This window comes from Salinispira sp. (assembly GCF_059431795.1).
Window position 1 is genome coordinate 86,078 of record NZ_JBXWXS010000014.1, and the last position, 20,401, is coordinate 106,478.

The 20,401-nt window shown below is 51.2% G+C and carries 16 protein-coding genes and 1 riboswitch; of the genes, 7 read left to right on the forward strand and 9 right to left on the reverse strand.

The features are described from left to right. Positions 1–43 precede the first annotated feature (43 nt). The 4 genes from AC52PS_RS05440 to AC52PS_RS05455 all read left to right on the forward strand — a co-directional run bounded on the left by AC52PS_RS05440 (position 44) and on the right by AC52PS_RS05455 (position 4,642). Entirely contained in the window at positions 44–2,098 is a 2,055-nt protein-coding gene (locus tag AC52PS_RS05440; RefSeq protein ID WP_495562027.1) for a hypothetical protein, read from the forward strand. Positions 2,099–2,224: 126 nt separating this feature from the next. Further along, positions 2,225–2,800 (forward strand): rubrerythrin, encoded by a 576-nt coding sequence (gene rbr / locus AC52PS_RS05445; protein WP_495562028.1) that lies wholly within the window; start codon positions 2,225–2,227, stop codon positions 2,798–2,800. 145 nt (positions 2,801–2,945) lie between these two features. Continuing rightward, the gene (locus tag AC52PS_RS05450) at positions 2,946–3,797 is read left to right on the forward strand and encodes a hypothetical protein (protein WP_495562029.1); all 852 of its coding nucleotides are present in this window, start codon (positions 2,946–2,948) and stop codon (positions 3,795–3,797) included. A 128-nt stretch (positions 3,798–3,925) separates the two neighbouring features. Beyond that, positions 3,926–4,642: a DNA-J related domain-containing protein gene (locus AC52PS_RS05455; RefSeq protein ID WP_495562030.1), complete on the forward strand. Its 717-nt coding sequence runs from the start codon at positions 3,926–3,928 to the stop codon at positions 4,640–4,642. Here AC52PS_RS05455 and rpiA read toward each other — a convergent pair. The 6 genes from rpiA to AC52PS_RS05485 form a co-directional block, all read right to left on the reverse strand. Next, positions 4,605–5,327, reverse strand: coding sequence for a ribose-5-phosphate isomerase RpiA (gene rpiA, locus AC52PS_RS05460; protein WP_495562031.1), 723 nt, complete (start codon positions 5,325–5,327; stop codon positions 4,605–4,607). The two genes, AC52PS_RS05455 and rpiA, sit on opposite strands and share 38 nt — an antisense overlap. 135 nt (positions 5,328–5,462) lie before the next feature. Then, entirely contained in the window at positions 5,463–7,031 is a 1,569-nt protein-coding gene (locus AC52PS_RS05465) for a sensor histidine kinase (RefSeq protein ID WP_495562032.1), read from the reverse strand. Between the two features lie 109 nt (positions 7,032–7,140). Further along, entirely contained in the window at positions 7,141–8,805 is a 1,665-nt protein-coding gene (gene lysS / locus AC52PS_RS05470; protein WP_495562033.1) for a lysine--tRNA ligase, read from the reverse strand. Positions 8,806–8,838: 33 nt separating this feature from the next. Next, positions 8,839–10,230, reverse strand: coding sequence for an ABC transporter ATP-binding protein (locus AC52PS_RS05475; protein ID WP_495562034.1), 1,392 nt, complete (start codon positions 10,228–10,230; stop codon positions 8,839–8,841). A gap of 41 nt (positions 10,231–10,271) precedes the next feature. Continuing rightward, positions 10,272–11,291, reverse strand: a complete 1,020-nt coding sequence (locus tag AC52PS_RS05480; RefSeq protein ID WP_495562035.1) for a FecCD family ABC transporter permease — start codon at positions 11,289–11,291, stop codon at positions 10,272–10,274. 66 nt (positions 11,292–11,357) lie between these two features. Then, a complete protein-coding gene (locus AC52PS_RS05485) occupies positions 11,358–12,386 on the reverse strand; it encodes an ABC transporter substrate-binding protein (protein WP_495562036.1) in 1,029 nt (342 codons plus the stop codon). Between the two features lie 54 nt (positions 12,387–12,440). Then, a riboswitch (cobalamin riboswitch) is annotated at positions 12,441–12,565 on the reverse strand. Positions 12,566–12,767: 202 nt separating this feature from the next. Between AC52PS_RS05485 and AC52PS_RS05490 the strand changes: the two genes are divergently transcribed. The 3 genes from AC52PS_RS05490 (at position 12,768) to AC52PS_RS05500 (ending at position 15,032) form a co-directional block, all read left to right on the forward strand. Beyond that, positions 12,768–13,397, forward strand: coding sequence for a MarC family protein (locus AC52PS_RS05490; RefSeq protein WP_495562037.1), 630 nt, complete (start codon positions 12,768–12,770; stop codon positions 13,395–13,397). Then, a complete protein-coding gene (locus tag AC52PS_RS05495) occupies positions 13,394–14,308 on the forward strand; it encodes a DUF72 domain-containing protein (protein ID WP_495562038.1) in 915 nt (304 codons plus the stop codon). Before AC52PS_RS05490 ends, AC52PS_RS05495 begins: the two co-directional genes overlap by 4 nt. Before the next feature lie 148 nt (positions 14,309–14,456). Then, the gene (locus AC52PS_RS05500) at positions 14,457–15,032 is read left to right on the forward strand and encodes a hypothetical protein (protein WP_495562039.1); all 576 of its coding nucleotides are present in this window, start codon (positions 14,457–14,459) and stop codon (positions 15,030–15,032) included. A 98-nt stretch (positions 15,033–15,130) separates the two neighbouring features. Here AC52PS_RS05500 and AC52PS_RS05505 read toward each other — a convergent pair whose 3' ends face one another. The 3 genes from AC52PS_RS05505 to AC52PS_RS05515 all read right to left on the reverse strand — a co-directional run bounded on the left by AC52PS_RS05505 (position 15,131) and on the right by AC52PS_RS05515 (position 20,357). Next, a complete protein-coding gene (locus AC52PS_RS05505) occupies positions 15,131–15,619 on the reverse strand; it encodes a hypothetical protein (RefSeq protein WP_495562040.1) in 489 nt (162 codons plus the stop codon). An 83-nt stretch (positions 15,620–15,702) separates the two neighbouring features. Continuing rightward, positions 15,703–18,822 carry an insulinase family protein gene (locus AC52PS_RS05510; RefSeq protein WP_495562041.1) on the reverse strand — a complete coding sequence of 1,040 codons (3,120 nt, stop codon included), beginning with the start codon at positions 18,820–18,822 and terminating at the stop codon, positions 15,703–15,705. A gap of 257 nt (positions 18,823–19,079) precedes the next feature. Further along, positions 19,080–20,357: a diguanylate cyclase domain-containing protein gene (locus AC52PS_RS05515; protein ID WP_495562042.1), complete on the reverse strand. Its 1,278-nt coding sequence runs from the start codon at positions 20,355–20,357 to the stop codon at positions 19,080–19,082. Positions 20,358–20,401: the final 44 nt, after the last annotated feature.

The following is a 20,401-nucleotide window of genomic DNA, read 5'->3' on the forward strand; positions in this document are numbered from 1 at the left end:
CTCGGGCTTTGAATCAACTTCGCCATAACATCAGGAGATACAGATGAAACGATCTTTCCCACACATTCCGTGTATTCTTATGTGCTTCCTTGCGGGAGCAATACCCCTTTGGGCGCTGGGTACACAGGAGCCGGCTGTTGATCCCCAGGTTCGGGAAATCACCATGTTTACCAATGGAACCAGTCTTGTGAGCGTGGAAACGGAGGTTGAAGGACCGGGCATTCTTGAGTTCCCGGTCCGCCAGGATGAACTGCTGGACATACTCAAAACCCTGGTTGTCCGGGACCTGGATGGAGGAAGAATTCTCTCCGCAGGATTTCCCGCCAGCGAACCCTTGCAGCGAAGTCTCAGCCGCCTTGCCCTGGACCTGAGCGGCAATCCCGGCATGGAAGAGATGCTCAGGAGGGCAGCCGGGCAGGAAGTGAGCGTACACACTCGAATGGGAAAAGTCCGAGGGGAAATTCTCAGTGTTGAGGCAGGGGGTCTGGAAACCGCCGGCCCGGCACAGCCTGAGGGGACCGTACTTAATCTGAACAGCAGCGCCGGTATTCGAAGGGTGCAGCTGAGTTCAATCACCCGGCTTGAGTTCCAATCGGCAGCCATTCAAAACGATCTTGAACAGGCCGCGCGGCAGCTGCGCAGCTCATCGGACAACCGGGAGAAGATCCTCAGAATAGCCCATGAAGGAGAGGGTACGCGGCGGATCCGCCTCACATATCTTCGTCCTTCTCCCAGATGGAAAAGCAGCTACCGGCTGTTAGTGGATAATTCCGTTTCCCCGGACAAGGAAGCCAGGCTGGAAGGCTGGTCCATTATAGAAAACACCGGAAGCAGGGACTGGAATGGTATTCAGCTCAACCTATCCACCGCAAACCCGGTCTCTTTTGTTATGGATTTGTACAGCCCGCGCTACATCAACAGGCCTGAACTCAGTCTGCCGGATGAACCAACTGCGAAACTTCCTAATGAGGCAGAAATGAAACAGGAAATGTTCGCCGCCGCACCGGCCATGCGGGACAGCATGGCAATAGAAAACCGCTCAGCCGCCGAGAGTTTTTCCGGTTCCTCTGTGGAGGCTGGTGCCCGGGCGGCGGACCGGGGAAGCCTGGGTACTCTGGTTGAATACGGAATTTCAGAACCGGTGAGCGTACTCTCGGGCAGTTCGGCGATGGTTCCCATTATCAGTGAACTCTTGGAGGTCCACAGCCACCTCAGCTACAGCGGCGGGGGAAACCAGTCGGTGTATCGGGCCGTGAATTTCACTCTTCCGGAGAGCCTGCAGCTGGTAGGCGGTCCCCTGGCCATCTATGACGGATCGGCATTTGCGGGTGAAGCACTCCTGCCCTACATCGCCGGAGGTTCATCCCATGTTGTAGAGTACGCCGTTGAACCCTCCCTGAAAATCTCCGAAGAGCGGCGAATCGACGATGAAATAGTCTCAAACGTACTCATCAGCGGCGGCCTTATCCGGAGCGAAGTAGTACAACGCCGAACTCTGGATTATCTCATTCACAATACCGCGGGTATTGCCAAAGCGCTGCGTATCCGCCACCGGGTGAACGGCGGTTGGACTCTTGAATCGGGTACGCTGATACGGGATGGGGGAGAAGAAAACCTGGAGCCGGCTCCCCGGGAGGAGGCATCAAGCTACGAATTCCGTCTTGAGCCCGACCATATTTCCGGCAACTCTCTCACTACCTTGAAGGTAACCGAGGAAAAGGTTCTCTCCAGGGAATATACACTGGATTCCGCCAGGCAGGAGGTCTTTGTACGGCTTTTAAGCTCTTCTGCGTTGAGTGCACAACAGCGGCAGGTAATGAACCGGCTGCTGGAGATCCGAAGCGGCATTGATTCCCTGAGCGATGAAGCTCTGCTGCTGCAAAACCGCAGGCAGCGAATATACAATGAACAGCAAAGGATATCCCGGAATATGGAGAACCTGGACAGGGAAAGCGCAATTTACCAGCGCTACCTGAGAGATTTGAATGAACAGGAAAACAGTCTTGATGAAATTCGAGGCAATCTCGATCGAATTGACGGGGAGATTCAGGAAAAGCGGAATGAACTGGAGGATTTCATCGCAAATCTTCAAATCTAATGCCATGATCCGGCTGCCCGCCGTCCCCTATAGTCAAGTCCTTTACTCAACATAAAGTCCTTGCGTTAATTCCTTCAAAGGTACACACTTGTGGAGTACCGAAGCCACAAACTACAGGAGGTTTATATGGCAAGTGTAAAAGGCACAAGGACGGAAAAAAACCTGCTAACAGCATTCGCAGGGGAGTCCCAGGCCAGGAATAGATATACGTATTTTGCAATCAAGGCCCGGGAAGAGGGCTATGAGCAGATAGCGGAGATTTTCGAAGAAACAGCCAACCAAGAACGGGAACATGCAAAACGTTTCTTCAATTTTCTGGAAGGCGGCGAAGTGGAAGTCCAGGCGGCATTTCCTGCAGGTGAAGTACTGAGCACCGCAGAAAACCTGAAGGCAGCAGCTGCGGGTGAAAATTACGAGTGGACCACCATGTACAAGGAATTTGCAGATATTGCCAAAGAAGAAGGCTTTCCTCAGATTTCTGCGGTCTTCAACGCCGTCTGCGTTGCAGAGAAGCAGCATGAAAAGCGCTACAATGCGCTGAGAAACAACATTCTTAACGAACAGGTTTTCAAGAAAGATGAGAAAGTTTTATGGGCATGTCTGAATTGCGGATACATTTATGAAGGTGAAAAGGCCCCCAATAAATGTCCCGCCTGCGGATTTCCCCAGGCATATTTCGAACTTATCAGGGAAAACTGGTAAGCACAGCTTTACGGCCCGCCTCCCTGGCGGGTCGTAATTTTTACACAGCAGACAAATTTCTTTACCCCAAGGCTCCTTTTAACTACCTTTTATCCATCAATCACCTTCAAAACAGCCGTTTAGCTGTAAACAAAGGAGCCTTTGTATGAAACAGTTCGTATCAGTAAAATCTGCAGTTCTTTTGCTGCTGGCACTCATCGTATCCCTGCCGGTATCGGCGGAAGACGAGAGTCCGGCCGCTCTTTCTCCCTTTTTTGAAACCGAAGCGGGTTTCGTGAAAGTTCTCACCCATGTATTTCAGTCCGGTGATCCCGGTACTAAATTTAATTTCATAACCCAGGGCGGTCAGGAGATACTGTTTCCCTTCAGCAGGTACAGACTGGGCTTCACCCTTAACCGGCGGCACCTTTTTACGGCCCTGTATCAGCCCCTAACAATCAACACCGCGGTCACATTCCGGGAAGACGTTACCATTGACGGTGTAACCTTTTCCGAAGGAACTCCCATGGAACTGACCTACGGATTTCCATTCTGGCGCTTCAGCTACGGATTCGATCTTCTCCCCGCCGATAACCTGGACCTGTACACCGGAGCTGCCCTTCAGTTCAGAAATGCTTCTATCCGCTTTGCAGCACGGGACGGAAGTGACGCCACCACGAATCAGAATCTGGGACTGGTACCCAGTTTGTACGCCCACTTCGGCTACACGCTGGGATCGGGGCTTCGCGTTGAAGCCGAAGCCACGGGAATATACGCCAGCTCAGCAATCATTAATGGTGCAGATTTCCAATTCACCGGCAGCCTTCTGGACACTTCGCTGAGAATTCTTGCTCCGGTGAAGACAGGGGTTCACAGCTTCCTGAACATCCGCTTTCTGGGGGGTACCAGCGAGGGAATCAGTCAGTTTGAAGATAGATTCTGGACACAGGCCGTTGGAAACTACGGTTTAAATAACCTGGGAACTATGAGCTTCACTGCAGGGCTCAGGATTCAATAATTCCGTCCGGTCCGGTACAATGGAGGCGGCGTAAACATGCGCCGCCTGCATACGCCAGATCTGGGCCGGAGGTAGAGACAGATGTGGGCCAAAGACGGAGACAGAGACGGGGGCAGAGGTGAGACAGAGTGAAAATAGCGGGCACATCAGCTGAGGCTTCAGTACTTGTGGAGCAGATACTCCCTCATCTGAAGACTATCCTGAAAGAACATCCCCGAGGAATATCTGAGTATGAATTGCTCAAGCTGCTTTCCGGCAGGTTTGAAGGGGTTTTCACATCAAAACATTCAGCTTCCCTTGAAATATTCCACTCCCATTTTTTTCTGTTCCATTGTCTGTACCAGCTCCAAAAACAGCTGAGAAGCGAGGGTCTGGATCTCCATATCTTTTGTCTGGATATTAGAATAATAGAACCTCACCGGGATCGCAGCGCCGCGGACGCCGGGAAAGAACGGAACAGTCTGGAGGCAGTGGATCGCTTACGGGAATACTATCTGGATTGGTCTAATTACCAAGAAGCAAACGAAGAATCGGTGGCTCAGATGATTCGCTCAGCCGCAGCCCTTCTGGAAGCCCACTGGCACAAGGAGGAGGCAATGAAGGTTTTGGGACTCACAGCGCCTTTGAAAAAAGATGAACTGAACCGCCGCTACCGACAGCTGAGCAAGAAGTATCATCCAGACAGCGGCAGCGCTGCGCGGCACTCACCCGGCAGCAGTGTGGGAAATTCGAGACGGGAGAGATCCAACTCGGAGGAATTCCGGAAAATCACCCGAGCCGCAGATACGCTCAGACGGATTTTGGATATCACCCCCGGGTCTGGATACCGTCAGGAGTTCCAATAAACACCCGGCTCACCGATCGGGTGAACAACCCCGACTCCACCACTCCGGGAATGGTGTTCAGAAATTGTTCCATGCGCAGAGGGTCGTAGTCTCCCCCGGCGGCCATTCCCTGCCCGTCTGCGGTGTAAATATCCAGAATTTGGTTTCCACTATCGGTAATCACCGGTCCCGCTTTGGCCTTTGCCATCCGAAGCTCCGCCGAAAACCCGGTTTGTTCAAGCCTTCGGGTTACCGCCCGCCGGCTTTCGGGAATGATTTCCAGGGGAACCGGAAATCTGCGGTTGAGAACATCTACCAGTTTGCTTTCATCCACAATCACATAAAAATCATCAGCACTGTATTCCACCACTTTTTCCAGGAGATGGGCCGCACCGCCGCCTTTGATAAGCTGATTGGAGGGATTTACTTCATCGGCCCCGTCAATGGCACAGTCCAGCCAGCCGTCGATTCTGCTGTCATTCAGGCTGAAGACCGGGATTCCTTTCTCCTGACAGACCGATTGTGTAGAAAAACTGGTCGCCACAGCAACTACGTTCTGCAGGGTACCGTTTTGAAGATGCCAGGCAAGGCGCTCAATGGCATAATATGCGGTACTGCCTGTTCCCATTCCCACTTTCATACCGCTTGAGACACATTGGTCCACCACCGCGTAACCGCATGCCTTCTTCATTTCATTCTGTTCCATACTCTCCCCCCCATTAGCCGATCCATGCTTTACATTGTTCTGTGAAGGCCATCTTACACCGTTTCCACTGTTACCGTCCAACATGGAGTACACAGAACGATATGCCCCTGATGGTATAACAGAGGGATACTGGCATCAGTTGGGGTGTACGGGTATTCGTATAATAAACCGGGCGCCCATACCGGGACTGCTTACGCAGTGCAGCGCTCCTCCCATTTTTTGAATCAAGTTATACACGATGTTCAGACCCAAGCCTGTGCCCCCTTCCTCCCGGTTGGTGGTAAAAAACGGCTCATAAATCTTTTCTCTCACAGAATTAGTCATTCCGGTTCCGTCATCGGCAAAACTGATAATCAATTCCTGTTCTTCCCCTTGGTTCAGCTGGACTTCAGCTCCGGCCTGTTCCTCCGAATGAGAATGTTCACCCGCTTCGCCGGCATCTTCTTCGTCAAGTTCCACCAGATATTGGGAATCATCCCCCCACAGGGAATACACAATTCGAATGGTTCCCCTTCCGTCGGGAAGACCGTGTTTTAGAGTGTTCTGAAGGAAATTGGTGAGAATCTGCCATATCATGCCCGGATATCCCACCACATCAAGATCTTCAGGACCTTCAATATCTATGTGCAGCTCATTCAAACGTTTGAGTGTGTTTTGGTGAGCAACCAACACATTGTCGATTTCGTTCCGGACATTGAAACGTTGAGGTCGTTCTGAATGCTGATCCGATGAAATACGTTTAAACCGTTCAAGCAGGGCAATAGCCGCCTCAAGATTCCGCTGTATGACTTTATGGGACTGCTGAATATCATCAATTCCTTTGGCAAAACCCGACTTACTCATGCTCCCGGTCCGAAAATCCGCCAAAAGTCTGTTAAGCGTATTTTCCCCATGGGTTACCGCAGTCAAACTGTTGCCCAGGGGAGTATTAATTTCATGGCTGATCCCCCCAACCAGCCCTCCCAGCGCAGCCAGCTTTTCCGCTTCCACCAGCTGAGCCTTGGAGTGTCTCAGGCTGTTCAGAGTTTCCTGGAGCTCCCCGGTTCTCTGCTCTACCTCGTCCTCCAGTTCATTGTTCAGTTGCTGCAATTCGGTAAATGCACGTTGGAGCTGCATGTTCAGAAACAGTGAAACAAAGGTTGCTGCGAAGAGAATGAGCATTACCGAAGCATAGCTGTCGTACAATCCCACAAATTGTCCCGGTTCCACTGCTCCGGGTTCATGGGATGCAAGCTGTTCCGGTACAATCCTGAAAAAGAAAAACCAGCTGCCCAATATCATAGAAATGAGTCCGGTGAAGGCGCTCTGGTGCCAGCTTGTACCCACCAGACCGGCAACCAGGATAATAAATATATAATAAAACCCGAGATTATAGATCTTGAGCACATTCCTGCCGGTACTGAGGAAAACAATCAGACTGAAGGCCAGCATCAGGGAAATAATACTGAAATACACAGCCAGATGAATCCGCTTGCGACTGAGGAGGATCAGATTAAGAAATACCAGGGCAGCAAGGGAAAGCAATATTTGCGCATCCTGTGCGAACGCTCCGGTGAAAATCAGGTTCATGGAAAAAAAGAGAAGTATGAGAACGAGAAAAAGAATATTGAGAATGGCGATTGTCTGGGCTTTCTTATAAAGATCCCGCCGTTCCCCGGCATACCTGCGGGTGAACATGGCAAGAAGCCGGGAAAATGGCTTCACATCCCCCCCTTTCTTTGGGCACCATAGATGCACTCTTGATACCCTATTATATAAAAGGGGTGGAATGATTACAAATTATGGCCTCACAACAGCTGCGAAAGCTACAATATCAGGATTCCCTGTAGGGTTCCAAAATGGAGATAACCCTTGATTCTCCAAGGGTTTTAAGAAATCCCGCAAGTCTCGGCCCTTTATCCTTGGAAATAATGAGCCTGTATAACAGAGTAAAGAACTCCTTCGGCTCAATGCCGGAATTCCTTGCAATGCCGTATATTTCATCCTGAAGAGCTTTATCCTCAAGATCTGCGATTCCTTTCTTCAGCAGCTCAAGTAGTGCGGAAACAGCCGACCTCTCAGAAGGATTCAGATCAAGAACCGGCTCCCCCTCCTGATTAACTGTGAAACGAAAATCCTCTGGAGCGTAATCCTGAATCCAGTTCCAGGCACATCGGCCTCTCTCCAATGCGGCCTGAAAATCATTGTCGTCCAGGCGTCCGTCGGATCGTGCGTCCTGAAGACCGGGAAATGCGCCGATGGCTGACTCAACATTTCCGTTATGTATAAGGAGAAGATTGCACAGATGACGAAAGGGAATTTGAAAGGGTTCTCCACCCTCCGCAAGCCGGCTCTCTTTTCGGGCGACGGCATTCGGATCCACCTGACTCAGTTCATAGATCCGGCCCTCTTTTGCCTGACGCTTTTCATTGGCCTGTTCAATTCCGAAGTAGATCCGCTCGCAGCGGTCATAGTCCTCGTAGATTTTAATTACATCCAAATCAAAGCTGATGGCGAACTCGGCGTTGGGACGGGTTCCGGCAAACAGGTAGCGAACAATTTCCGGCTGATACACCTTCAGCACATCTTCAATGCTGACCACATTGCCCAGAGAAGAACTGATTTTCCCCCCCTGCCCTTTAATGCTGATAAAATCGTACTTGAAACTTACCGGTGCATCGTAGCCGTACACCGCTTTGGAGATCCGTTTTGCGGTGTCAAACGACCCTCCGGCTGAATGATGTTCTTTCCCTGCCGGTTCGAAATCCACAGTTTCATAGTCCCAGCGCATGGGCCAGTCAATACGCCAGAGCAGCTTCACATTTGAGCATGTGCGCAGATCCAAAGTTTCTTCTTTCCCGCTTTCTTCACAGAGATAGCGGATACTCCATTCCCCGTCCCGGCTCAATACCCGGGTGGTATCCTTGTGGGTAAAACTGCTGAACACGGAAATGGGCCACCAGTCGTCGGCCAGGGGTGTTGTGCGGTGTTCATTGAGAATATCCATAATCTCACGTCTATGCTCCAGGGCTCTTCGCATCCCCTCCGCGTAGTCGCTGCGGCGGTACTTATCCGCCTGATATATATAATCGGGGCGGATACCCAGCTTTGGAAGTACCGATTCAACCGCCATTTCCATGGCCCGGGCATAGCTGTTCTCTTTCGCCCAGGGGTCCGGAGCGTCCACAATGGGCCAGCGCAGATACGTTTCCAGTTCTTCCTGGCGGGGCATATTTTTGGGAATTTTGCGGAATACATCATAATCATCCCAGCTGTAAATAAAGCGGGAATTGACTCCACGATCCAGAAGAGCCCGGTGTACCAGATCCACGGTTATTATCTCCCGGAAGTTTCCAATATGGACCGTCCCTGAGGGGGTTATGCCCGAGGCACAGGTGTATTGTTCTCTGGGGCTGCCGTCCTGATTCTTTCTGCTTCCGGTTATCCGCTGGGCGTTCTGATCCGCCCAATGACTGAGATTTTCATGATATTTTGCCATAGTGGAGGGAGTATATACGGATTCGGCGGGCTCTTACAAGAACCTGGCATCCTCATGGGAGTCCAGAAATTGACTGAGCCGGGAGAAATTCATGATAATCCCCTTACGTCTTGCTATGCTGAACAGTCCCTCTCCCCGGGGATCGTGAAAACTTCGCACACTGCTCCATCCTTGAGTAGAAAATCCGGCGGAATCTTCCCCCCGTATTGCACCCCGTGGATCGGAGCTTTGCCCGGCCAATTCATGAGAAGAGGGAACGGAATTATCCATAATAATCAGTCGGGAAGCACGGGCTGCCAGTTCCAGATTTCTCAGATTTCCCCTTCCCACCGGGAAACTGCATAAAATTGTATAATCTGCTTCCCGGCACAGTTTTTCAGCCCGGGAAAAGCTGTCATCATCAATTTCACTGAAGGGTTCAATCTCCACCATGGGAATCTCCAGAGAATTCCACAATTCGGCATCCGAGTCCAAACGGTGGGCAATCCCGGCAGTGAATTGTATGCCTCTGCGGATAAGGAGTCGGGTGATATTGATCCCGCTTCCGGCGCCTCCGATTATATGAAAGCTCTTTCTCCCCCCCTGGGGATAATTTCTCACAGGATGAACCGAAGGCGCACCGCTGCTCTTGTTTCGTCCGATCATTACCCGGGTGGAATATGCCGATTCAATATGTTCTCTCGTAAGCACCTCTGCGGGATCCCCCTGGCTGACAATCCCTCCACGATCCAGCAGAATCAGACGGCTGCAGTATTCCGCAGCCAGATTAAGGTTGTGAATGGCGATCACCGCTCCCCGCCCCTCCCTGGTCAGTTCCTCAACCATTTCCAGGAGGGTGTTTTCATGACCGATATCCAGATTAGAGGTGGGCTCGTCCAGAAGAAGCACCGGGGTATTTTGCATGAGCAGTCTGGCAAAAAGCACCAGCTGACCTTCGCCGCCGGAAAGATGATTGAAATGACGGTTTCGGATATGTCGCAGTCCCACATAATCAAGAGCTTTTTCCGCAAGGGCTCTATCATCCGCCGAAGAGCGTCCCCCTCTCCCGATGCCCCGATAGGCCCCCATTTCAACCACCTCCAGGGCGGAAAAGCTCAAATCCCCCGGGCCGTCCTGGGCCACATAGGAAATGCGCCCGGCCCGGCTTCGGTTGCTCAACTCTTCCAATGAATCGCCAAGAATCCGTATGCTCCCTGCCCCCGTGTTGAGGAAACCCAAAATACACTTCAGCAGGGTGCTCTTTCCCGAACCGTTGGGTCCGATGAGACCAATAATCTCTCCACGATTCAGTCGAAACGAGATCTCGGAAAGAATCTGTGCATCTCCAATACTGCAGCTCAGCCCATGTATGTCCAGAAGAGGATGGGATTCTGAAAGCGAATCTTCATCTCGGTGATTCAACGTCAACGTATTCTTCGGGGACATGTTTTTCGATGTCATGTTCTTCGGCGACGTGTTATTCGGCGTCATCCTATCTGTCCTTTTCTCTGGTAGCGGATGATGAGGTAAATAAAATACGGCCCGCCGATAATGGATGTAATAATTCCAGTCTTGATTTCATACGGCGGGATCAGAATCCTCCCCAGGGTATCACAAAGAAGCAGAAACAGCGCTCCTGCAGCTGCGGAAACCGGTAATAGCCGCCGGTTATCCGCTCCGATAATCATCCGCATAAGATGGGGAACCATCAGCCCCACAAACCCCACCGGTCCGGCCAGAGAAATGGCCATTGCGGTAAGTAATGATGCCAGTGCAAGAATTCCCAGCTTGACCGCTTCAACCCCAACGCCCAGGCTGTGAGCCTGCTCATCCCCCAGAGCCAGGAGATTCAATGTTCCTGACATGAGGAACAGTACCGTTCCACCGGCAGCGATCACCGGGACAGGCCAGATCAAACGGTTGAACTGCACCCCTTCCAGACCTCCCATGGTCCAAAACAGAAACTGACTCATTTCGTATCTATCGGAGAAAAGCAGCAGGGCGGATACCATGCCGTTCAGAAAACTGGAAACCGCCAGTCCCGCCAGGATGACAAATAGAAGGTGGGATCTTCCCCTGCTGGATCCAATCAGATAGACAAAGAGCGACGCGAGCATGGCTCCGGCAAATGCGGCTGCGGGCAGTACCGACGAGTGCATCATATTCGCACCCAAGGCAATAGTCAGAACGGCACCGAAACTGCTTCCGGCGGAGATTCCAAGAATATCCGGGCTGGCCATAGGGTTCCGAAAAACCCCCTGCACCGCTGCACCGCTCACCGCCAGGGCAGCCCCCGCAAGCAGGGCGGCAAGACTCCGGGGGAGACGGATATGCCAAACAATTGCCAGATTGGAAGAAGGGATTTCATGTGCCGGAGCGAACATTCTGCCCCAGAGCACTTCCACCACTTCCCCCGGAGAAAGGGACACAGCTCCGAGGGCAATGGATAATAGTAAACTCAGTGCTGTCAGAACTATCAGCACCGGAAGGATCATTTTCAGCTTCATAATATCCTGAATTACCGGGAACAACCGCCGCAGATAGCGGCAGCTGATCGATGGTAGCGGAACTCCCTAAAACAGACGGGGATAGGCCCGCTCTGCAACAAAGAGTACCGATTCTGCTATGTACTGACTGTAGGTGGATTTCAGATGTTCAGGAACCATATAGAGTCGGGCGTTTTCCACCGCGGGCACACCCTGCAGGGAAGGGTCATTCTGCACTTCGCTCTTAAACGCCCGGGCTGCTTCCGGTTCGCCCCAGACCCAGCCCGGTAGGAACAGAAGATCGGGCATTTCCGCTACGAGAAGTTCTTTGGATACAGGAACCTGACCGTAATCATCGCTTCCGTAAGCTGCGGCAATATTGATAAGCCCCGCATGCTCCAGTATTACATTCCAGGTTGTATCTCCGCCGCTTGCGCTGCCCCAGGTATTGTAGTCCATGGTTCTGAGCCTCTCATCCGGCTCCACTTGTTCCAGCGTCCGGGCCACCTCTTCAAGAGTCCGGTTCATCTCATCAACAATTCCACGGGCTTCTTCCCGGGCATTGAGTATGCGGCCCAGCGTCATGATCTCGTCCCGGATTCCATCCATGCTTACCGGCGTCTGGATACGGTACACGGTAAGCCCCGCCTGCTCCAGCTGCTCAACCTTCCCCTGGTCGCTCCAATTGGCAACAAACACAATATCCGGGTACATTTCGATGAGCAGTTCAACATTGAGATCTAGCTGATTCGGGATTTGCCCGGCACGGTCGGCAACATTTGAATATACGGGATCGGAAGCCAGGCTTGTGATGGCTGCGAGGCGGTCAACGGGGATCATATCCATCAGTACTTCATCGCTGAATAAGGTGAGACTTGCCACTGATTCCGGTTCCCTCTGGATGGTAATCTGATTATCCAACCCGTCGGTTACCGTTAGAGGGTAGCTTGTGAGAGAACCATTTTCTCCTGGCTCCCGGGATTCGCTCCCATCCTGTTCAGTTGTAATAGGCCGGGTTTCGGCCTCCTGCTCTCCGCTTCCCGCTGCAGTAAGGGGAAACACCAACACCACGGCCAGTAACAGGCCGGCAATAACCCGTTTCATTCGAAAATTCATTGGGCACTCCTGTAGAATTAGATTCGCGTACAGGTTGTTTGTACGAAGGCTCCCGTCTCCTGGCTTCCGGAGTGGATATAGATCCTTCAGAATTCAGCCTTCCCAGTGTCCCAGTGGCAAAACGATTCCGATACATCCGGTTACAGTGGCGCGTCCGCAGCGGATTTTCACCGCTTTCCGTTAGAGCCTTATCTCTTTGTACAATCCGCCGGTGAAATAATCAATAGCGCTGCCGTACCCTGCACGGCGCCCCTCCCACTCAGTTCATGGGCGCCGGAGAATACCGGCCGTAATCTGGTATTTCCAGTTCTCATATTCACAGTATGATATATTCAGTCTGAATGCTTGATATTGATATCTGTGAACGTTACTCTTCACCCTATGATAGAAGAATTTCTCCCGGTTTTCCTCACGATGTTTATTCTTATCGATCCCCTAGGTGTTTCCATGGTGTATCTCAGTCTGGTAAACGGAACCCACCTGAATAGACAGGAGGAACGGCTGGTTGCATTCAAGGCTCCCACCATCGCCTTTTTTGTACTCACAATGTTTATCTTTTTCGGCCGTCAACTCATCTCAGCCCTGGGAATCCAACCCGGAAGTCTCTATGTGGCGGGGGGAATCCTTCTATTCTTCGTCGCCATGGACCTGCTGTTCGGAAAAGCGAAGCGAACCACCGAAACCCGGAAAGATGCCGGCGAGTACGACGGTACTGAGATTGCCATTTTCCCCCTTGCACTCCCCCTTCTCTCCGGCCCGGGAGCAATTACCGCCATACTGATTTTCACCTCAGAGCACAGCGGTTCACTGAGATTCACGCTTACCCTGCTGGCCGTTGTAGCCCTGGTACTGTTCACCGCGATGATCACCATGCTCGGCGGCAGATTTGTCCGGAAAATTCTCCGGCGAACAGGGGTCACGGTAATCGAACGGATCATGGGAATTCTTCTTTCGGGCATGAGCGTGCAATTTGTATACAATGGAATTGAGCGTCTGGGCCTTATCCCATGAACACAGGGAACGAGTCTCCCCGGCTGGGTAGCATCAGCCTGGGAACCTGCAGCTGGAAATATGACGGCTGGAAAACACATGTGTATCCGGAAACTATCCGGGGCCGCAGCGCAGATTATCTTGAGGAATTTTCAAAAATATTCCGCAATGTGGAGATTGATCAGTGGTTCTGGAGCCTGTTCGATAACAATCCCCGCATCCCGGATCGGCGGGTCGCAGAAGAATACAGCAGAAGGACTCCCGACGATTTCCGTTTTACCGTCAAACTCCCGGACAGTCTCAGTCTCACCCATCACCGCAGCAGAAGCAGCATTCAGGGCGAAAACCCGTATTTTCTCTCCCCGGATCTGATGCACCAGGTACTTGGAAATTTGTCACCCCTTCTCCCCAAAACCCATGTATTGATGCTCCAGTTTGAATATTTGAACAAAAAAAAGATGCCGGATGTTTCACAATATTATACACAGCTGGAGTATTTTTCCCAAAATGTCTTTTCCCATCCGGAATTTTCAACCCAAGAAGCTCCCTTCCTTGGGGTAGAAATACGAAACCCCGGATATCTTTCAGCGGATCATTTCCGTTTTCTTGACCGTACGGGAATGGTCCCCGTACTGCTCCACGGTTATTACATGCCGCCGGTGTACCGGACCCTGAACGATTTTGCAGGGCTTCTGAATCCCCGTCGTCCTCTGGTAATCCGCCTCCACGGTCCTGACCGAAAAGAGATGGACCGGCTCAGTTCAGGCCGCTGGGACCGGATACTGCGCCCCATGGATGAGGATCTGAATCGGGTGCTGGATGTAGTGCAGGAGCTTATGGGGCGGGGCATCCATGTCATACTGAATGTGAATAATCATTATGAGGGGTGTGCCCCCCTGACTATTGGGAAAATATTGGACCGTCTGAGATAATGGTCACAGGTGAAATCTATTTCCTCTTTGACGAAGTGGAGTTCAGACTCTATAATAAGATCAAATATTCGGACCACCCTGCTTTTCTTCCGGAGGCCAGATGTGCTGCGGAATCCCAGGGTATCTTTACTAGGATAACAGACCACCCATGAAACACAGCTTCAGCAAAAACCGCAACTTGTCTCGTACTGTAACAGTCCTCGCCTTTTTTCTTGGAGTGTTGGCAACAACCGCATGTTATGACATCACCACAGAAAATGACTCGGTGCTGGGTGATACTCAGCTCCGCCTGGGCATGAGCGAAGAATCCTTCAGAGAGCTCTTCCCCAATGCCCGGGAAAACGGCAGGGCTCGGTATATTCGCGATACCCGGGAATTTGGCGTAAAAGGCAGTTGGATATATTCATTTCACGATGGGGGCCTGAATTGGTATATCTTTAATTCCCATGAAACCGAGGTAAGCGAAGAACGTTTTCAGAAGAAATTTCAGGCTGCAAATCAGATGATCGCCGATCTGTCCATGGAATACGGGAATCCTTGGAGAGAAGACAGCGGGTACAGTGATTATATCAACCCGGATGTTCAGGCTCATCAGGGGTACAAGGTCAGAGAAGCACAGTGGAGAACCGAAGACGGGGAAGTGACAGTGGACTTTACATTTCTGGGAGACGGGGGAGTATACAGCCTGCTTCTAACTCTGCAGGCCACAGGCAGCAACTCCTGATACGATATCGGGTCCGACCTGCTACAGTCCGGCACAGTTTTTAGCCCCGTAAGATTTCAGCCTTGTGTATCATCAGCCCGGTACCGAGGCATTGGGGTTTAGTCCTCAAGTCCCAGCAGAGCGGAAATTCGCCCCCAGGCTTCCTTGCGGAACATCTGATATGCTGACCCGTTATCCCCTTCATCTTCAATAAAATTCAAAAGCGCACCGGCCATATTATCCAGAATGCCGTAACTTTCAATCATATCAGTTACAACCCTGGCTTCCTCTTCGGCAATCACCTGGCTGTCAAGCAAATCCTGAAGGGCATCCCGGGAATTCCCGTTCAGAAAAATGGTTTCCCGGGCAATACTTTTCGTAGTCTCAAGGTCATAGCTGCCGTTCACATATCCGTCGGCAACAGTACCCAGTACCAGGTAACTCAGGTACAAATTTGAAGCCGAAAGAGATCCCACAGCAACCAGACTGGGATCACTGGATGCATCGCCGGATTCATTATTCCCGGTCTGAGCTGTGAGCAGGACCGGATTGAGAATCAAAAAAATACATAGGGCGGCAAATACCGCAGGCGTTATTATTTTTCGCATCTGAACTCCATCTGTAAAAATATCGGCCACATATGGGCCCTACATAAGGACCGATATATCTGTTTCATCATGATTCCGCCGGCCTATAGTTTCACAACCTGCAAATCCGGCAAATCTTTTTCAAGTTCCTTCAGGGAAGACTGGTCCGCAAGAACGGCCCGGTATCCCGACTTCATATTATTGAGAAGCCGTGACGCTGCAGCACGAATATCCTCCGGGCTTGTCTGAATAAGCCATTCCCTTCGCTGTTGCCTCAGTTCATCGGTAATATTATATTTTTGCCGTTTAAAGCTGATCATTCCCTTTTCCGCAGGGGACATGGGTCTCAGTTCCCTTCCCGCAACCGCCACCTTGGCGAAATCCAATTCCTGTTCACTCAGGGCTGTATCTGCAAGATGCTCCAAACCTTTTTCATAGCTTTTCCAGCTGCTCTGGATCGCCGGATCCCGGTAGGAACCGAACATCATGGTACCGGCCAGGGAATCGCTGACGCAAAAAGCACCGTACGCCCCCCCTTCCATGCGGATCTTCTCCCAGAGAAAACCGCTTCGAAGAATATGGGCCAGAAGCTGCTCATGCACCTGGGTTTCCAGGTTAATGCGTGAAGCTTCAAGGGCCATGGCGGTGAAGTTCACCTTGCAGCTGTGAGCGATTCCCTCCACTCCGGGCTGTGTATTCGAAATTTCCGGGACAATATTTCCGGCTACTGCGGTGAGCAATGGATTTTCAACCGGAGAAACCTCCGATACCGCGGTAAGTTCCCGGACAAAACCTGCCAATTTACCGGCCAGCGGGGTACGCTGGTCACTCTGACAGGTAATATTCGCCAGGAGATTTTCAGTTCGGAAGACCCGGTAAACAAGATAGCTGAGAATTTCACCCAGCATCTGTCCCGCCTGCTCCTTACCCATCTCTTCACCCTTGCTGTGGATCAGTTCAATAAAGCCGCCCTGAATTACCCCTTTCCATACATCATCCCGCAGGGACTGACGGCTCACACCTCTGAGAGCCCGTATTGCGGCAAAATTGGTTCCGCTTGGAACAATATGGGAACGAAAATCGTTCCGGAACTCCAGAAATAGATCCCAGAGATAGCCGTAATCATTCAGGTCCGGTGCAACCAGTACATCTCTCACCAGTTTCAGCCCCGGTTCGCTCATTTCATCCAGGGTCTTGAGCCGCAAATATGCATATTCAAGGTACCGTCCATCCACACTGCGTGAATGTTCACTGTACATGCTAAAACCACCTGTCTGCAGCCCCCACTGCATGTTCATTTCGCTGTAGTTTCGCTCGCCTGCACCGATCTGTGGGAGAATGTGGGCAAGGAACGGGACAAAAAGCTGAAATTCCTCCTGAAGACCGGCAATATCGAACCCCAGATCGATGTAACTGATCCCATTGGTGAATACCTCATGGACATACATAGGCTGTCCAGTTCCAGGCACCTCATCCAGTTCATTGGGAATGCTGCGCACATTCCGGGGAATATCATCCACACCTAAATAGGGCAGGCTGGCTATCGCCTCGGGACTGTCTGGTTCATGCTGGAACTCCCGGAAACTCATGGTATCTTCCCCGATCTGCTTTAAAGCATCCTCGCCTATAGTCAGGATCTTCTGCTGGAGAAGTTCCTGTTCATTTTGCTCTTCACGCTCATTCTGTTCTGCATCGGGATACACGGTGACCCGGCTTCGGTGGGGGTTTTCCACAAGATAGGTCTTCACAAGGTGTATGAAGTAGTTCGGATCCTCTTCAATTCGTTTTTTCAGCTCATAGAGATATGGGGTGAACTCCATACTTTTCCCGGGAGCCCGGCCATGCAGCCAGCCCCTGAGTCCCCGGATGAGGAGCTTCAAGCCGTACGGGCCGCCCCCCTTGATCTCCCGGGCTCTGAACTCAAATCGTGTCATGGATGCTTTCACAAGCTCGGGGTCGAAGCCCTCCCGCGCAAGCTTCTCCAGTCCTTCCAGAATGAGCCTCTCGATCTGTTCCGCCCTATCCTCATGGGTGCCTCTCATACCGCAGGTAAATACCAGTTGACGGAGATCATTTTCCAAACCACTGCTGTTGCTTAAATCCTCACCCAGATCGGATTCGTTGATAATCCGCTGAATCGGACTGGCCGGACTGCCCAGGAGAAGGTCGCTGAGAACCTCCATTCCAAGGGCATCAACGGGATCTGCCAGTTCAGGTAAGAGCCAGTTCAAATTCACTGAGCTTTTCTCATCATTCTCCGGTGAAACCGGGTAGCTGTAGGAAAACTGCGCCGGCGCCTCCCACTGCTTTTGAACGGGAACCTCAACTTCGGTACGCTGTTTCAGTTCCTCTCCGCCGAAACGTGAAAACACCATGGTATCCACAAATTCGAGATACTCTGATGTGGGAATGTTTCCGTAGAAGAAGAACAGACAGTTTGACGGATGATAGTACTGCTTGTGAAATGCCAGGAATTCTTCATAGCTCAGCTGGGGAATTTCCCGTGGATCTCCTCCGGAATCGTGTTTGTAGGGGGTATTGGGAAACAGGCTGCGATAACACATGTCTCCGGCTATGGAATCGTGGGTGGAATAATTGGCTTTCATTTCGTTGTACACCACCCCGGCTATTCTTGGCTCACCTTGCTCATCCAGCTCAAGCCGATGCCCCTCCTGGCGAAAGTGATCCTCTTTTAAAAGGGGGAAAAACACCGCATCTGCATACACAGACATAAGATTAAACAAATCTTCCTTTACCGTGGACGCCGCAGGATATATGGTTTTATCGGGGAAGGTCATGGCATTGAGAAAGGTCTGCATGCTGCTCCGGTAGAGCATCACAAAGGGATCCTTCACCGGATATTTTTCGGACCCGCAAAGTACGGTGTGCTCCAGAATATGGGCAACCCCGTTCGAATTTTCCGGAAGGGTTGCAAAATTGAAAGAGAAAAGATTTTCCTCATCCCGGTTATACACATGGTACAATTTGGCTTTGCTGTTCTGTTCTTCCAGCAGCACTCCCACGCTGTTGTATTCCGGGAGAGGTTCCCTTGAAACCACGGTAAACCTGCCTATTGCTTCCCCGGGTGTGGGAAGCTCACGGAGCATTTGCTCCATTTCGGCTGAATCCTCCTGCCTGCTGCCCTGTACCGTTCCATCATGAGATCCAAGTGGATCCTGATTATGTGAATGAAAATAGTGTAAAGATTTCTGATTCTCCGGCATTGCCGCTCCTATGAAGATTATTAATATAATGCACGGGTCTTTCTTGGCGTTGAATTAATACGTACGATATTTCGAAAATCTGTTCGGCTGTATGACCGTCTTAGGTACAAACCGCTTTGGTGAGAACGTTTTTTATGAGGCACTGAGATAAACAGCGTTCTCCCTGTACCCGGACATTACCTGAATATACGTATGGGAACCGCTTTGGGCAAGCAGGAACAGGTCTGGGAACCAGGAGGGTTATTGCCGGGCATACATTACAGGATGTAGCGGTTCTTACCCTGAGCTTTCGCCTGATATAACTTTCTGTCGGCCTTCCGCAGCGTCTGTTCCACGTCCTTGCCGTCGCCATAGCAAATCCCTGCACTGACGCTTAATTGAACCAGAGAATCCCGCATATGGGGATCATCCAGAGAGAGTTCTCTCGTCCCTTGGACCACAATGTGTACAAGAGACTTCATCCGCTCTTGCGGAATATCGGGAAGAAATGCAATAAACTCTTCCCCGCCGTATCGCCCTACGTAACCGTCGTTTCCCAGAACCTGCTGCAGATGCTCGGCAAATACTCTCAGGGCGGAGTCTCCCGCCAGATGGCCGTGTTTATCGTTAATCAGCTTGAAATCATCCAGATCGAACATTACCACTGCAGCTCGCTCGGGATTCTCCAGAGTCTTACAACTGTTCTCCAGAACACTCATGATCTTCCTGTGGCTGTATACACCGGTAAGTCCGTCATAGTCGGCCAGTTGCTGAAGCTGCGCATGACTCTCAGCCAGTTCACGGGTCAGGGTATATGCCCTGATATTTGTACGCAGCCGGGCAAGGAATATCGAGGCGTCAAAGGGCTTGGTAATATAGTCATCCGCCCCGGAGAGTAAAACCTGGCTCACAGTTTTGGTGTTCGAGATGCCGGACAGAGCTATGATACTGGACCCGGGATTGGATCTGCGAAGATGGAGTATTACCTCTTCCCCGGACATCCCGGGGAGTACCAGATCCACAATAAACAGATCGTATTTCTTCCCCGACTCCAGAAGCTGTTCGGGAACACGATAATAATCCACGTTGAAAATACCGTTCATCCGGAAGATATTTTCCACCAGCGCCAGACTGGTTGTGCTATCGTCCAGAACCGCAATGGCCAGTTCAGATAGATTTCTGATCAGTTCATTGGCAGAACCCAGGTTATCCAGGTACTTCCCCAGGCGCTGAGAACTGATATCCTGTTTCAAAAGGAAATCCACAATGCCCAGATCAAACAGTTTTCGCCTGAAATCAAGGCTCTCGCTGGAGCTGACAATTAAAACGGGAATATCCCTGAAACCTGCGGAATTGAGGGCGTGTACCATATCTTCCACAGAGCCGTCTGAGAGTGCTGCAGCCGAAATAATCAGATCCCCAGGAGCAGATTTCAGCTCCCGGAGAAGCCCCTCCACACCGGGAACACGCCGATATTCCATACCCCGTTCCCGGATAATTTCCTGAACGATTTTACCAAAAAAATCTGAGGGCTCGACGTGCAAGACAGATTTCATCTATCATCCTCTCTAATTCTTTAAAGACTGACCTTTCTATAGGT